The following is a 13,957-nucleotide window of genomic DNA, read 5'->3' as shown; positions in this document are numbered from 1 at the left end:
CTCCCAATATCCCGGTGTTGCCGGGCTACCGGTGCATCGCCGCGGCCAAGGAGTAGCACATGGACGATAAGCATGTTGTCTGGTTCGAGGAACTTCGGCGCGCAGACGTTCCCCGAGTGGGTGGCAAGAACGCTTCGCTTGGCGAAATGGTGGCCAATCTCGGAACGCGCGGGATCAAGGTCCCACCAGGATTCGCCGTCACGGCCGATGCCTACCGGAACTTCATCGAGGCGAACGGCCTAGCCGAAACGCTTTCGTCGGTTCTCAAAGAATTGGCCGACGGCAAGGTCACTTTGGCGGAGGCCGGACATGCCATCCGTCGCTGCATTTTGCGCGGCGAATGGCCGATAGAGACTGCTCAGGCCATTCGACACGCCTACGCGGAATTGAGTAGCCGTGCAGACGCGTCCGACATGGACGTGGCGGTGCGATCGAGCGCAACAGCCGAGGACCTGCCCGACGCTAGCTTTGCCGGACAACAGGAAACCTTTCTCAACGTCAGGGGCGAGCGCGCGTTGCTTGATGCCTGCAGGCGCTGCTATGCATCGCTATTCACTGATCGTGCGATCAGTTATCGTGAAGCGAAAGGGTTCGACCATTTGAAGGTGGCGCTCTCGGTCGGCGTGCAACGCATGGTGCGCTCGGACCTTGGTGGCGCTGGGGTTATGTTCTCCATCGACACCGAAACCGGGTTTGAAAAGATCGTGCTGATCAACGCGGCGTGGGGTCTCGGCGAGAACGTCGTGCAGGGGACGGTTGATCCTGACGAGTATGAGGTATTCAAACCGTTACTCGTCGACCCCAAGTTCTCGCCCATCGTCGGGAAGAAGCGCGGCGAGAAGGGACTCAAGATGGTGTATACGAATGCAAGCGAGCGGCCTACTCGCAACGTGCCGACCTCCAGGGCCGAGCGCGCCTCGTTCGTATTGAGCGACCAGGAAATTCTGACGTTGGCAAGATGGGCATGTGCCATCGAGCAGCACTACGGCCAGCCGATGGACATCGAATGGGCGAAGGACGGCCGTACCGAGGAAATCTTCATCGTTCAGGCTCGTCCGGAAACTGTCGAGTCGCGACGGGAAGCCAGCGCTGTAAAGACCTATCGCATCACGAAGGCCGGACGCAAGCTTGTGTCGGGTGTCAGCATCGGCGAAGCCATTGCAACCGGCGCGGTCTGCGTGATCGACAGCCCCCGCGAGTCAAGCCGTTTCGTCGATGGTGCCGTTCTTGTGACGCGAACAACGGATCCGGATTGGGTGCCTCTGATGAGACGTGCCTCCGCCATCGTCACCGATCAAGGTGGCCGTACGTCGCACGCGGCCATTGTGAGCCGTGAGCTTGGTCTTCCGGCTATCGTCGGTGCGGGCAATGCAACCCATGTGCTGCACGATGAGCAGAACGTCACCGTTTCCTGCGCCGAAGGACGCGAGGGGTTCGTATACGAAGGCACAGCCGAATACGCGGTCGAGGAGATCGACTTCAACAGCATCCCGTCGACGCGCGTCAAGGTCATGCTGAACCTCGCCAATCCGGCCGCAGCCTTTCGCTGGTGGCGAATCCCGGCCGATGGCGTCGGGTTGGCGCGTATGGAATTCGTGGTGAGCAACCATATCAAGATCCATCCGATGGCCCTCGTCCGCCATGACTCGCTCAAAGACGATGAGGCAAACCGGACCATTGCAGAGCTGACTGCCGGTTACGAACCGCGAACGGAGTATTTCGTGGACCGGCTCGCACGCGGTTTGGGACGGATCGCGGCGGCTCAATATCCTCACCCCGTGATCGTTCGCATGAGCGATTTCAAAACGAACGAATACGCAAACCTCATCGGCGGGTCCGAGTTCGAGCCGAAGGAAGAGAATCCGATGCTCGGGTTTCGTGGCGCTTCGCGCTACTACTCGCCACGTTACCGGGAAGGTTTTGCGCTCGAATGCCAGGCCATCTGTCGTCTGCGCAATGAAATGGGTTTTGACAACGTGATTGTCATGATCCCATTCTGCCGCTCGACGAAAGAAGCCGACCGCGTGCTGGACGTCATGGCGGAAAACGGCCTGAAACGCGGAGAGGCAGGTCTCAAGGTGTACGTCATGTGCGAGATCCCGTCCAACGTTATTCTGGCGAAGGCCTTCGCGCAACGCTTCGACGGTTTCTCGATAGGAAGTAACGATCTGACGCAATTGACCTTGGGCGTGGACCGCGACTCCGTCGAACTCGCCGAGTTGTTCGACGAACAGGACGACGCAGTCAAATGGATGATCGAGAGTGTCGTCACCGAGTCGCACAAAGCCGGCGTGCACGTCGGCCTGTGCGGTCAGGCGCCAAGCGATCATCCGGAATTTGCAGGGTTTCTTATCGAATGTGGTATCGATTCGATGTCGGTGAGCCCCGATAGCTTCATTGCGGTCAAGCAGCGCGCTGCCGCAGCCGAGGCGGCAGCGTCGGCAGTTTCCACGGCCCGGCCCGCCAGGCCTGCCGAATGAGAGGGAGGCTGGCCGACCATGCCGGAGATCGTCACGATCACGCTCAATCCCGCCGTCGACGTAGCGACATCGATCGAACGGGTGGTTGATACCCGCAAGCTGCGATGCAGCCCCGCGCGGCGTGATCCTGGAGGTGGAGGTATCAACGTCGCTCGCGTCATACAGCGTCTTGGCGGAGACTGCTCTGCAATTTATCTCGCGGGCGGGGCAACCGGCCAGATGCTAAGAGAACTGCTGGACGCCGAGGCTTTCGTTGGCGTCGGCATCGAGATCGCGGGGGAGACGCGGGAGAATTTCTCAGTACTCGAGCAATGCACCGGGCTTGAATACCGCTTCGTGCTGCCGGGTCCGACGCTCAGCGCGCTCGACTGGCAGCGCTGCCTCGATGAGTTCAATGGACTAGAAGCTCCGCCGCGCTATCTCGTGATGAGTGGCAGCCTGCCCCCGGGCGCGGCGACCAGCACTTACGCGCAGCTTGCTCGCCTCGCATCTGCGCGCGGCACGCGAGTCGTGGTCGATACATCAGGCCCTGCGCTTGCCGAGGCGCTCGACGCGGGTGTCTGGATTGTCAAGCCGAGCTTGAACGAGCTGCAGGATCTTACGGGGCGACCGCTGCTCGAGGAAGCCGAATGCATTGCTGCCGCCCAGGACATCGCGCGCTCCGGGCGCGCGCGAATAGTAGCGGTGACGCTCGGCGAGCGCGGCGCGCTGCTGGTCACCGCCGAGCGCTGCTTGCGGGCAGCGGGGCTGGCGGTAAAAGTGTGCAGTTCAATTGGCGCCGGCGACAGTTTCGTCGCTGCGCTTATCTGGGCCCTGAATCGCGGCGTAGATATCGATGAAGCGTTCCGCTACGGGATGGCGGCCGCGTCGGCGACTTTGCTCGGCGCAGGCACGACCCTTTGCGAGCGCGGGGAAGTCGAACGCCTCTATCGCGAGATCTCGATCCGGTAGCGACCGGCGTCGCGGCGTCCAATTTCCTCTACGGGAAACCGCGCTCTCGTCCGCCAGCCGGGATTCGCCCCCGTTCGCCCACCCGAAATTGATCGACCAGGAAAATTTCGACAGGATCGCGACGGGGCTGTCACATCAGCCGATCACAAGACGGTCGACAACCGCCTTCACGCCCGGTGTCGAGCGCGCAGCCCCAGTCACGATGGAGCGTTCAACAGTCGAACTGAGACGACCCGACAGTGTCACCTTTCCGTCTTCGACGTGGACGCCTACATGCTTCAGTTCGCGTGCGGTGTGGCGCTCAATGGCTTTGCGGATGTTGCACTCGATATCGATAGAGGAAGCCGAGCCACGAATCCTGATGTCGTTCGTCACCCCGGTCACGCCGCGCATGTGAACAATGTTCTTCTCGGCGATACGGCTGCGGTAACCGTCCTTGACCTCGCCGCTCAATGTGACCCAACCCTTCTCCACCTTGATCCTGATTGCATGTTCCTCGAGGCCCGCAATCCAGTCGAGCACGGCTCGCACGCTCAATGCGATGTCCTCGTCAGTCCTCTCGTCGGACTTGTGCAGTTTGACGTCGATGCCGATCACCACGGCGACGACCCCGGCAACTCTCTGCGCGCACTTTTCGGCAGCGACTTTCGCCGCGTAATTCGGAACATGTCCCGACAGAGTAACGATGCCGTCGACTACGGCGACACCTATTCCATTTGCGTCGACGGCCGGACTCATCATCAGTTCCTCCTCGACTTCCTGCTTCAGTTGACTGTCCGGCTTCATGAAAGTTGTCCTCCTATCTGTCTCTGGCGGCTGTGATCGTCGCTGCGGCGAACCGATGTCGCTCGACGAACATCCCACGAATGGGCTTTGTGCCCCACTGGGATTGCGCCACATAATCAGCCTATTTCTCCCGTGCACGATGTCATTGATCGAAGTCAACAGTGACACGGTCGTTTTGCAGCGCGGACGCGCATCATGCGCGTTATTCCGGTGACCGGTTATCAGCCTCCGCTGCGCTTTACTGACGCCTGCCGGCGCTGGATACAGTTGCCGCCGATCTCGGACGCCGACGCAATTCGGCGCTAGCAGATGCTCACCGGCCCGAAGACATTCCGTTCGCAGCATCCAAAGACCTGACGAGGAGTACGGGAAGATCGGCGCGCCTTACGAACGCTTCCGCAACGCTCCCTAGCACCCACCGCTCTATCCCGTGCCGGCCTTGCGTGCCCATTACCACGAGGCCAGCCCCCTGGCGTTGCACGCAGCGGGCGAGGCAATGCGCAATATCGTCGTCGGCACTCTCTGTCTCCTCAATCTCCGTGTCGCCGGGCACACCGCGCTCGGCCATCGCCTGGCGCGCCGCATCGAGAGCAAGGCGGCCGTCTTCGCGCAGCACCTCACGAAGCTGCTCTGGGTCGAAATAGCCCGCATACGGAGACATGCACCACGGGTGGACGATATATACCGCGTGCAAGCGCGCCTGCGTGAGTTGGGCAACATCGAGCGCTTCGTGCAACGCCCCTCTGGACGATTCGCTGCCGTCCAGCGCCACCACGATCTTCTGGTACATGAATCGCTCCTCGTGGAGGTTGCGCAAGCCCGCCCGACGCCTCGATCGTGTCGTCGCCACGGAGCATGACCAATGCCCTTCGGATGGCGACGTGTATGCGGTTCAACGAAGTGTGAGTCTGGCCGCTGTCGGCTATTCGGAATGCATCGGCGGTGTGGTGTTCTCGTGCGCGCGTTTCGTTGCGCGCTCCATGCCCGCCTTGGCGGCTGCGGGTGCTGCAGCCGCCGAGGACACCAGCGGCCGTGCCGGAACCTCGCAAGGAGCCTGCGGCCGGGCGGGAAGACTGCCGACGACACTGTTCGCAAGAGGGGTTTGCCGGGCCGCGTCGACTGACTGCGGCGGCACGGCAACTTGCTGAAGTTCGGAGAGGATCTGGCAATACTGCCGGCTGTACGACAAAGCTTGCGCGAGTCCGACCGGAGCGAACAACGACGGCAAGGAAAGGACTTCAGGCAGACTACGCGCCGCACCTATGCGAGACATAGCCTCCTGAGTTTCTGCGAGGCCAGACCGCATCGCCTCCAGGTTCAACGCGGTCAGCCGCTCGAGTGCGTCGCAGCATACGCTGGTGATGCCAAACAGTTTTGCGAAGCTTTCGGCCTGCGCGCTGAGCCATTGTTCGGGAATGAGTTGAGTCATCTATGCCTCCAATCGTAATCGCGGAACCGGCGTGGTCGCCGTCTGCTAGATGCCCGGCATCATCTGATACGGCTCAGTGTGATCTTCCACACGTTTGACACCCGGTATGTTTTGCGCGGCGACACGCACCGCATCGACTGCCTCCGCCGACTGGAACACGCCCCACAGGTGCACGACGCCGTCTGCCACGACGAGGTTGCGGCCGGCAAAGCTCCACTTGCGGCCCGCGAGTTCGCCCATCAGCGTCGCGCGGATTTCGGCGTCCGAGAGCGCCACATTCGATGCAGGCTCATCCGGCACGCTCGCCAGTGCCTGCACAAGATTGGCACGGCTCACGATACCCACGAGGCGTCCTGCTTGCGTCACGGGTACACGCTTGATGTGCCGGGTCTCGAGAATGCCCGCCACTTCGCCGAGCGGTGTATCGGGCTGCACAGTCACCACTTCAGCGGTCATGACGTCGCTCACCAGCGCAGCATGGGTTTTGACGTAGTCCCGGGCATCATGGCTTGCGGACCACAGATCGAGCCACGACTTGCGAGAACGCTCGTCAGTGCCGAGTTCGCTGCGGCGAAGCAGATCACCTTCGCTGATCATGCCGGCGACATTGCCGCTTGCATCCAGCACCGGCGCGCCGCTGATTCTGTTCTCGACGAAGATTTTGGCGACCTCCCGAATGGTCATATCGGGCGTGACCGAGATGACGTTGGCGGTCATGACATCAGATGCGCGCATGTTGAGTCTCCTGAACAGTTAGTATCTTGCAATGGGTAACACGGAGCGTTGCGGGCGCCGGTAGGCCCTCCCGCCATTGCAGATTAGGCCGGCGCCGCGTCCTGTCGTTTGACGTGGATCATTGATTGATGTGCATCAAGCGAGCCTCACGGCGGCCCGAGGTGTCTTAAGCATGACTTCAGTCAAGGGACGACGGCGGGCTGCGTCTATCCTGAAGCCAGGATTGCGCAATGGAGACAATCATGGCCCCCCACCTCTCTGCGGGACTGCGCCCGTCCATACACGCGCGGCAACGTGAACGGCTCGCGCAGCGCGGCTGGCGAGCGCTAGACCGCGCGATGCAACGGCCCAGCACGTACCGGCACCCGGCGGGCTGCATCCGCCGTATAGAAACGCACATATCCGTTGTATATCTGGCGGGACGGTACGCATACAAACTGAAGAAACCCGTCGATGCCGGCTTTGTGGATTTCACGCGCACCGACGTGCGCGATCGCGCATGTGAGGACGAGTGCAGATTGAACCGGCGCTTCTCGCCTGAACTCTACTGCGGTGTCACGACGATCGTGCGCAGAGGGCGCGTGTATCGGGCCCACGGGACTGGTCATGCGACCGAGCGCGCTGTTCGTATGCGGCGCTTCGACGAGCGCGAGGTTTTCGCGGCACTGCATGCGCGCGGCGCGCTCGGCTTTGCAGAAGTGGACGCACTGGCCGCGGAGCTCGCATCCTTCCACAGGCGGGCGGCACATGCGCCGCCGCGCGCCATGCTCGGCTCGCCGCCGGTCGTTCGGGAGCAGATGCAGACCGTGCTGAAGGCGATCGAACGCGAGACCGGGACGCCTCTCGGCAGCCATATTTCCGCATGGTGTGAGCGCGAAGGCGAACGCCTCGCCGGTCATTTCGACGCGCGTCGTGCGGGCGGCTTCGTCCGCGAGTGCCACGGCGACCTGCACCTCGACAACATCGTGCGGCGCGTCAAGCGCGTGCTCCTGTTCGACTGCATCGAATTCGACGACGCCTTGCGCTGGATCGACGTCGCAAGCGACCTCAGCTTTCCCCTGATGGACCTGCAGGCGCGCGGTCGTCAGGACCTTGCGGCACGCCTGTTAAATGGCTGGCTGCAACGCACCGGCGATTTCGCCGCCCTGCCGGCGCTGCGCTACTACATCGTCTATCGCGCACTGGTACGCGCTCTCGTGGCCTTGTTGAAAGCGCGCCAATCCCCTGCAGAGACCGGCTTCGCCCGAGCCGCGCCGTATTTGAAGCTCGTGGATCGTTTGACCGCGTCGCAACGCCCTTATTTGTTGTTGTGCCACGGCTACTGCGGCTCTGGCAAGTCCGTGGCGAGTGAAGCGCTAGCGAGCCTGATTGGCGCGGTGCGGCTGTCGAGCGACGTCGAGCGCAAGCGCGGCCGTCTTTTTGCCCCCATCGATTGCAGGCCCCTTCCCGCTGCGTCCTACTCGACCCAATCGATCGATCAGCTATACGAAACGCTGCTGCGACTGGCGGAACAGGCGCTGCTGGCCGGCTATCCCGTGCTGGTCGACGCGACCTTCCTGAAGCGCCTGCATCGTGCCCGCTTCGTCGCGCTCGCCAGCACGCTTGCCGTGCCCGTGCTCCTGCTCGATTTCCATGCGCGCGCACATCAACTCGAAGCGCGCGTGCGGGCGCGTGCTGCCGCGTCGCAGGGCGAATCGGATGCCGGTCCGCTCGTGCTGATCCGGCAACTAGCGAACGAGGAACCGCTGTCCCCGGAAGAACTGCAGCGAACGGTGAGCTTCGACACTGAAGTGCCGATCGCCAATTTTTTCAACCTGGGCTACTGGGGAAAACTGTTGCGGCGGCTCTGCGCGTTGCAAGCGGCCGCAGCGCCGGAAATGGCGCACGGCGAGAGCAGCCCGGAAGTCGTGTGACGCTCGGCCGTCGTCGTCTTACCGCATGGGCATGCCGCCGTTAATAGCGAAATCTGCGCCCGTGATGAACCCGCTTCGTCGGAACGCGATCACACTTGCAGCGGGCGCTTCTCCTAGTTCCGATCGTTCCAGCCGCCGCCCAATGCGACATACAGCGCCACCGTGTCCTGCAGTCTTTGCGCGACGCCCTGCAACCAGGCGATTCGCGCCTGGTGAAACTCCTGATCGGCCACCAGAATCTGCAGGTATCCCACCGTGCCGGCCTCATAGTCGATTTTGACGAGATGCAGTGCCTGTGTCGCGGCATCCATCGCGCGCGTTTGTGCATCCAGCGCGCGGGCGTCGTTGTCCAGCGCTCGCAGCACGTCTGCGACTTCGCCAAAAGCGCTCAACACGACCTGCCGGTATGAAGCGCGGGTTTGCGCGTAGGCATCGAGTGCCGCCTTACGCTGGAACCAGAGTGTGCCGCCATGAAACACGGGCGCGGTGACGTCGGCGGCCACTGCCCACACCTGGCCATTCCGATGAAGAAATGCACTCATCGACGTATTCTCGTAGCCGCCGGAGGCCGTCAGGGTAAGCTGGGGAAACAGATTCGCCGTCGCCACGCCAATATTCGCGCTTGCCACGTGTAAAGCTGCTTCGGCTTGCAAGATGTCTGGGCGATGACGCACCAGCGATGCGGGTACGGTATCCGGCAAGGCGGCCGGTAGCGTGATATCGCTGAGTGAAATCGCTGGCGAATGCCAGTCGGCAGGCAACATGCCGGAGAGCACCGCCAACAGGTCCTCCGCCTGCGCACGCCTCAGCGTGAGCGCGGGCACGGACGCCTCCAGTTTCGCCTGTTCGTTTTCAAGCGTCAGGACAGCCGAGTACGCACTCGCGCCAGCTTGGGCCTGCGCCCGCGTGATACGGACCTCCTCCTGTAGCAACCCAATCATTTCGCGCGTCGCTACAATTTGATCGGCATAGGCGGCGCGAGCGATTTGCGCATTGACGACGTTGGCCGTGAGCGTCAGATAGGTGGCCAGGACGCTATATCGCTGCACGTCGTCACGCGCGCGCAATGCCTCGACCATGCGCGCATGTCCGCCCCAGATATCGAGAACGTAGCTGACGCTTGCAGACAGCGTGAACAGATTGAAGAGCGTCGATGGCTGATCGGAGCCGATGCGTACGGGCGAATATTTCTGCCGTGACGCGCCGAATCCCGCGTCGACCTGCGGAAGGAATACACCGGCGCCGGCCCGCATCTCGTCTTCGCTTTGACGCAATGCAGCCTGGGCGCTCTCGATAGTAGCGTTGCCGGTCAGCGCCTCGCTGACGGCACTGTCGATCGCGGGTGAGCCGAACAGTGTCCACCAGTCAGTCGGGAGATCAGCTAGCGCAGAGAATCGTTGTGACGCGCCAGCCGCTTCCATCGGTTGGGCTGGCAGCCCGCCGGTCACGAATTGACTGACCTTCGGCGGCGGTGGTCGCGAGAAGTCCGGTCCCATCATGCAACCATCGAGCAGGAGCACGCACAGAAACACCGCTGCGCACACGATCGCGTGGCGCACATCAGGTCGCGCGAGAACACCGCGCGTATCATTCGGCCGCGATATAAACATCGACAAGCTGTCCTGGGTAAATGCGCGCACCTTTCGGCATCGCAACACGGAAAATCACCGGTAGCACGCGCACGTCGACTCGCTCGGTGCGCTGATCGCTCAATTCGATTTTGGGTGAGACATAAGGCTGGATCCGCAGAAACTCGAGCGGCGCCTCGACATGTGTGCCACGCACGAACATGCGCGCCTTCAACGCGTGCGGATCTGGCAGGCGGTCGATAAGAATTTCGTCGACGTAACAGCGCACTGCGAGTTGCCCGGCTGGAGAGCCGATCACCAGCACAGGCGCCTGCCCGTTCACGTAGGGCCGATACACGCCTTGCGGCGACACGTACGAACCTTGTGCCGCATTGACAGACAGCACCACACCATCGGCGGGCGCCCGTATAGTGTATTGCGCCACCAGCGCATCCGCCGACGCTGCTGCCTTGCGCAACGCATCCACCTGCTTCTGCTGATTCCGGATTTCGTAGATCCACGCGCCTGCCCGCGTCAGGTTGTACTGGCGCCTCACGACGTTCAGATTGGCGCGAGCGATCTTCAATGCGTTCTCAGCATTATCCAGCGTGTCTTTGCTAACGGCTTTGGGATCGATTGCAAAAGCCTTCTGCTGCTTGTCGAACTGATCTTCTGCCATTTTCAGGCTCGCGGCTGCCGCGCCGACCTGGGCAGTCGCCACGTCCAGCGTTTCCTTGCGCGGCTGGGAATTGAGTTCATCGAGCCTCGCTACGGCAGCATCCGCTTCTGCGGCGAGTTGCGCGGCGCTCGCGCGTTGCACTGAATCGTCGATAGTCAGCAGCACTTCGCCGGCTTTCACCGCTGCCCCTTCCCGTGCGCTCACCGCGGTCACAGCGCCGGCCACGTTCGGATAGATGTTGATGTTCTCGCCGGTCGGCTGTTCGCTTTCGACGATGCCCTGCGCGTACACGCCACGTGCGTAGGGATTGGCAGCCGGACTGAAGACCGGCGGCTGGGGTGCCTGCTGTTGACCGTACACGTACGCTGCCACGATACCCGCGATGAAACCGGCGACCGCAAAGGCGAAGACGAACGCGCGTTTCATTTGACGCTCCCCACGTCGATGCTTTTGAGTCGGCCGTCCTCCATGTGGAGAATGCGGTCCGCGTAATCAAAAATGCGGCTATCGTGAGTGACCGTGACGATACAGCGATGTTCGTTCAGCACCTCATGTTTGACGAATTCGATAATGCTCCGCCCCGTGTCGCCGTCGAGCGATGCCGTCGGCTCATCGAATATGAGAATGTCGGGCTGGCTCACGATCGCTCGCGCGATTGCCACCCGCTGCTGTTCTCCACCCGACAGTTTCACTGGCGGGAGTTGGGCGCGGGTTTCGAGGCCCACATGTTTAAGGTATTTGAGCGCATCGCCGATGGCTTGGTCCCAAGGGCGCCGCTTCAGAATGAGCGGAATCGCTACGTTTTCCGCGGTCGTCAGCCGTGCAAAGAGGTGGTAGTCCTGGAAGACGAAGCCGATCCGGTTGAGCCGGAACTGGGCGATCAAGTCGTTCGGCTGCTTCCACAAATCGACGCCATCCACCACGACATCGCCGCTGTCCGGCCTCAGAATTCCGGAGACGACGCTCAGCAAGGTGGTCTTGCCGCTACCGGAGGGTCCCACGATCAGCAGCATCTCGCCGAAGTTTGCTTCGAAAGAAACATCGCGCAAGGCACACGTGCGCGCGTCGCCCTCGCCGAAAAATTTGGTGATTGCGTGCGCGCTAATCGCCGGATTCGTCATGGCTAGCCCCGGAAGATATCGAAGGGCTCGATCTGCAGCACACGGCGAATACCCAGGTAACTGGACGTCGCGGCAATCACGATCACCATGATGAACGCGAGCGCAAGATTGCCGTATGTGATCATGGCGGCGTAATCGGGAATGCGTAACCGCGCGACATTGATCAGCGCCACGCACAAGCCGATGCCAAGTCCGTAACCGGTCAGTGCCGTGAAGGTGGCCTGAAACAGGATCATCGCGACAAGTTCATGCCGCTTCGCGCCGATTGCCTTTAACGCACCGAACTTGTCCAGGTTCTCAAGAATAAACGTGTAGAACGTTTGTCCTGATATCGAAAGACCCACTACGAAACTGATCACGGTCATCAACATGATGTTTGTGCCGATCCCGGTCTCATACTTATAAAAGCGCGATATCCGGGCCATGAACTCATCTTTTGTGAGGGCCACGTAGCCCATCGCGTGCACGGTTTCTTTGATATGAGCGATGTCGGTTGCCGACTTTGGTTCGACGAGAATGTATGAGGTGGTAAAGCGATTCGATGGGATGTAGCTGACCGCGCGCCGGTACGTCGTGTAAAGCGTCGGTGTGCCGAACAGGCCGCTGCTTGCCACCGTCGCGATTCCAACCACCACGCCTCTATGGTCGTTGAGTTCGAAGTCGGTTCCGAGTGTCGGTTTTTTCAGCTTGACGAACTCCGCATCGTCGATTGCGATGAAGCCGTTTTCCGCATATATGTCCTCTATCCTGCCCTGCTTCATGACCGGCCAGCCAAACAGGCTTGCGTCATCGAGACCGATCACCGTAACAGCCTGGTAGGTGCCGTCTCGCAGTTTGACGAGCGCGGCTCCCGAATACAGCGGTACGGCATACTTCACCCCGTCGACACTGCGTACGGCGTCAAGCACATAGTCCGGCATGCCGATGCTGCTCGCGATTGTCTTAACCGCCGGATCCATCACCCACATTTTGGCGCCGATGTTGATCACGGTGGAAGACGACTTGTTCAAAATGCCAGCGAATAGCGACGTCATTTCCACCATCAAAAACACGGCGAACGAGATGCCCACTAGCAGCGCGGTGAATTTGGCGCTGTCGTTGACGAGAAGCTTGAACGCGAGGCGAAGAATGCCCTTCATTTTGTCTTGGCGACGATAAAGAGGTGATGGATGGAGTACTCATCATCGTCCTTGCAGTGCCATTGCGATTGATTTTCATCAAAGGCGCCGCGTTGCGCGCACCGCCAATATGTCGGCGCGCTACGCGACGGGCGAGGGCTTCTCGTTCGCTTCGTGCGGCGCGGGTGAAGACCCGAGTAGCGTGCCGACATATTCCACTGCAATCGTCACTGCGCCGACTAGTCGCCCGCGGTAGCACTTTTGCGAACGGTAAGCTTCGGCCCAGTGGAATGTCGACTCCGCGGCTGGCCGAGGCTCATCGTCAGGAAAGCGCTTGATGCTGTCGAACGTCAGCGGATGCGCAGGATTTGGAGCGCCGACGGCGGGAACATGTCTTCCGACGCCGCAGCCTCCTGTTCAGCACTGGTATCAGCCTGCGGCGCCTGCACGCACGGCCGGCCACGTCAAGGAAACGTTGATGCCGCCATGCGTCGGTATGGCAATGCTTTGCGAGCGTTCTACGCCATTCAGCGTAGCGCTGAGCCGGTAACGGCCCGGCGGGACCTGGGCGTAAAGGTATGGCCCGTCTGTGGTTGCCGCGAAGATCAGTCTCCCGTCAGGCGTGAACATACGCACCAACACATCGGAGATGAATTCCCCGGTGCTCGTAGTGAAGCGCACACGCATGCTATAGCGTGGCGCAACAGCGCGCATTGCGGCTGCCTCGTCTTCGCCCACCCCTCCCGTTACGTAGGTAATGCCCCGGTTGTGACCGGTCTCCAGACCGGCAGCGGCAGGTGGGCTCGATGTATCCACGGCTGCATCTGCCTGATTGCACGTCACGCCCATCATGTCCATGCCCATATGCATCCCGCCATCATGGTCCATCATGTGTTGTCCATCGTAATTACGCATGCCGGGTGGCAGCTCGACGCCCTGCTCCTTTGCGCGCGCGATCATCAGATCGTGCCATTTTCGCGCGACAGCCTGCCGCTTCGCGCGGGTCGTTGCGCCGCGCATCTGAGCGCAAAAGTCGGCCCGCTCTGCAGGCGTCGTGAGTTGATTCGGCAAGGTGGAGCGTGGCGCCTGCGCAACCTCGGCATTGGAAATAGATAGGGCCAAGCAAGCGACTGAACACACTGTCGTCCTAAGCAGCAGCCCCGGAAGGAATACGCGC

12 protein-coding genes are annotated in these 13,957 nt (G+C 61.3%); 3 read left to right on the top strand and 9 right to left on the bottom strand.

Annotated elements, in window-relative coordinates:
* Positions 1 to 59 precede the first annotated feature (59 nt).
* The gene (gene ppsA / locus OH764_RS08010; RefSeq protein WP_498848661.1) at positions 60 to 2,480 is read left to right on the top strand and encodes a phosphoenolpyruvate synthase; all 2,421 of its coding nucleotides are present in this window, start codon (positions 60 to 62) and stop codon (positions 2,478 to 2,480) included.
* Between the two features lie 18 nt (positions 2,481 to 2,498).
* Positions 2,499 to 3,431 carry a 1-phosphofructokinase family hexose kinase gene (locus OH764_RS08005; RefSeq protein WP_498848660.1) on the top strand — a complete coding sequence of 311 codons (933 nt, stop codon included), beginning with the start codon at positions 2,499 to 2,501 and terminating at the stop codon, positions 3,429 to 3,431.
* A 135-nt stretch (positions 3,432 to 3,566) separates the two neighbouring features.
* Here the strand turns inward: OH764_RS08005 and OH764_RS08000 are convergent, their stop codons facing one another.
* The 4 genes from OH764_RS08000 to OH764_RS07985 all read right to left on the bottom strand — a co-directional run bounded on the left by OH764_RS08000 (position 3,567) and on the right by OH764_RS07985 (position 6,381).
* Positions 3,567 to 4,217 carry a BON domain-containing protein gene (locus tag OH764_RS08000; RefSeq protein WP_498848659.1) on the bottom strand — a complete coding sequence of 217 codons (651 nt, stop codon included), beginning with the start codon at positions 4,215 to 4,217 and terminating at the stop codon, positions 3,567 to 3,569.
* A 313-nt stretch (positions 4,218 to 4,530) separates the two neighbouring features.
* Positions 4,531 to 5,007, bottom strand: coding sequence for a universal stress protein (locus OH764_RS07995; protein WP_498848658.1), 477 nt, complete (start codon positions 5,005 to 5,007; stop codon positions 4,531 to 4,533).
* Positions 5,008 to 5,139: 132 nt separating this feature from the next.
* Positions 5,140 to 5,646 (bottom strand): TIGR01841 family phasin, encoded by a 507-nt coding sequence (phaP, locus tag OH764_RS07990; protein ID WP_498848657.1) that lies wholly within the window; start codon positions 5,644 to 5,646, stop codon positions 5,140 to 5,142.
* 45 nt (positions 5,647 to 5,691) lie between these two features.
* Positions 5,692 to 6,381, bottom strand: coding sequence for a CBS domain-containing protein (locus OH764_RS07985; RefSeq protein ID WP_498848656.1), 690 nt, complete (start codon positions 6,379 to 6,381; stop codon positions 5,692 to 5,694).
* A 242-nt stretch (positions 6,382 to 6,623) separates the two neighbouring features.
* On the opposite strand from OH764_RS07985, the gene OH764_RS07980 reads away from it, so the two are divergent.
* A complete protein-coding gene (locus OH764_RS07980) occupies positions 6,624 to 8,294 on the top strand; it encodes a bifunctional aminoglycoside phosphotransferase/ATP-binding protein (protein WP_498848655.1) in 1,671 nt (556 codons plus the stop codon).
* A 113-nt stretch (positions 8,295 to 8,407) separates the two neighbouring features.
* On the opposite strand, the gene OH764_RS07975 is transcribed toward OH764_RS07980, so the two are convergent.
* The 5 genes from OH764_RS07975 to OH764_RS07955 all read right to left on the bottom strand — a co-directional run bounded on the left by OH764_RS07975 (position 8,408) and on the right by OH764_RS07955 (position 13,902).
* Positions 8,408 to 9,793 (bottom strand): outer membrane factor lipoprotein domain-containing protein, encoded by a 1,386-nt coding sequence (locus OH764_RS07975; RefSeq protein ID WP_498848779.1) that lies wholly within the window; start codon positions 9,791 to 9,793, stop codon positions 8,408 to 8,410.
* 88 nt (positions 9,794 to 9,881) lie between these two features.
* Positions 9,882 to 10,967, bottom strand: coding sequence for an HlyD family secretion protein (locus OH764_RS07970; protein WP_498848654.1), 1,086 nt, complete (start codon positions 10,965 to 10,967; stop codon positions 9,882 to 9,884).
* Entirely contained in the window at positions 10,964 to 11,662 is a 699-nt protein-coding gene (locus OH764_RS07965) for an ABC transporter ATP-binding protein (protein WP_498848653.1), read from the bottom strand. The genes OH764_RS07970 and OH764_RS07965 overlap by 4 nt, the downstream gene beginning before the upstream one ends.
* Before the next feature lie 2 nt (positions 11,663 to 11,664).
* Positions 11,665 to 12,801: an ABC transporter permease gene (locus OH764_RS07960; protein ID WP_498848652.1), complete on the bottom strand. Its 1,137-nt coding sequence runs from the start codon at positions 12,799 to 12,801 to the stop codon at positions 11,665 to 11,667.
* A gap of 408 nt (positions 12,802 to 13,209) precedes the next feature.
* Positions 13,210 to 13,902 carry a hypothetical protein gene (locus OH764_RS07955; RefSeq protein ID WP_498848651.1) on the bottom strand — a complete coding sequence of 231 codons (693 nt, stop codon included), beginning with the start codon at positions 13,900 to 13,902 and terminating at the stop codon, positions 13,210 to 13,212.
* Positions 13,903 to 13,957 lie beyond the last annotated feature (55 nt).

The organism is Burkholderia sp. M6-3 (genome assembly GCF_050858985.1).
Lineage (GTDB): Bacteria > Pseudomonadota > Gammaproteobacteria > Burkholderiales > Burkholderiaceae > Paraburkholderia > Paraburkholderia caledonica.
Note: the sequence above shows the minus strand (reverse complement) of the source record. Positions and strands in the feature narration are given on the sequence as shown.

Coding starts and splice junctions, on each gene's coding strand:
- OH764_RS07970 (WP_498848654.1), bottom strand. CDS start 10,967: ATGAAACGCGCGTTCGTCTTCGCCTTTGCGGTCGCCGGTTTCATCGCG.
- OH764_RS07995 (WP_498848658.1), bottom strand. CDS start 5,007: ATGTACCAGAAGATCGTGGTGGCGCTGGACGGCAGCGAATCGTCCAGA.
- OH764_RS08005 (WP_498848660.1), top strand. CDS start 2,499: ATGCCGGAGATCGTCACGATCACGCTCAATCCCGCCGTCGACGTAGCG.
- OH764_RS07965 (WP_498848653.1), bottom strand. CDS start 11,662: ATGACGAATCCGGCGATTAGCGCGCACGCAATCACCAAATTTTTCGGC.
- OH764_RS07975 (WP_498848779.1), bottom strand. CDS start 9,793: ATGATGGGACCGGACTTCTCGCGACCACCGCCGCCGAAGGTCAGTCAA.
- OH764_RS07985 (WP_498848656.1), bottom strand. CDS start 6,381: ATGCGCGCATCTGATGTCATGACCGCCAACGTCATCTCGGTCACGCCC.
- phaP (WP_498848657.1), bottom strand. CDS start 5,646: ATGACTCAACTCATTCCCGAACAATGGCTCAGCGCGCAGGCCGAAAGC.
- OH764_RS07960 (WP_498848652.1), bottom strand. CDS start 12,801: ATGAAGGGCATTCTTCGCCTCGCGTTCAAGCTTCTCGTCAACGACAGC.
- OH764_RS08000 (WP_498848659.1), bottom strand. CDS start 4,217: ATGAAGCCGGACAGTCAACTGAAGCAGGAAGTCGAGGAGGAACTGATG.
- OH764_RS07980 (WP_498848655.1), top strand. CDS start 6,624: ATGGCCCCCCACCTCTCTGCGGGACTGCGCCCGTCCATACACGCGCGG.
- ppsA (WP_498848661.1), top strand. CDS start 60: ATGGACGATAAGCATGTTGTCTGGTTCGAGGAACTTCGGCGCGCAGAC.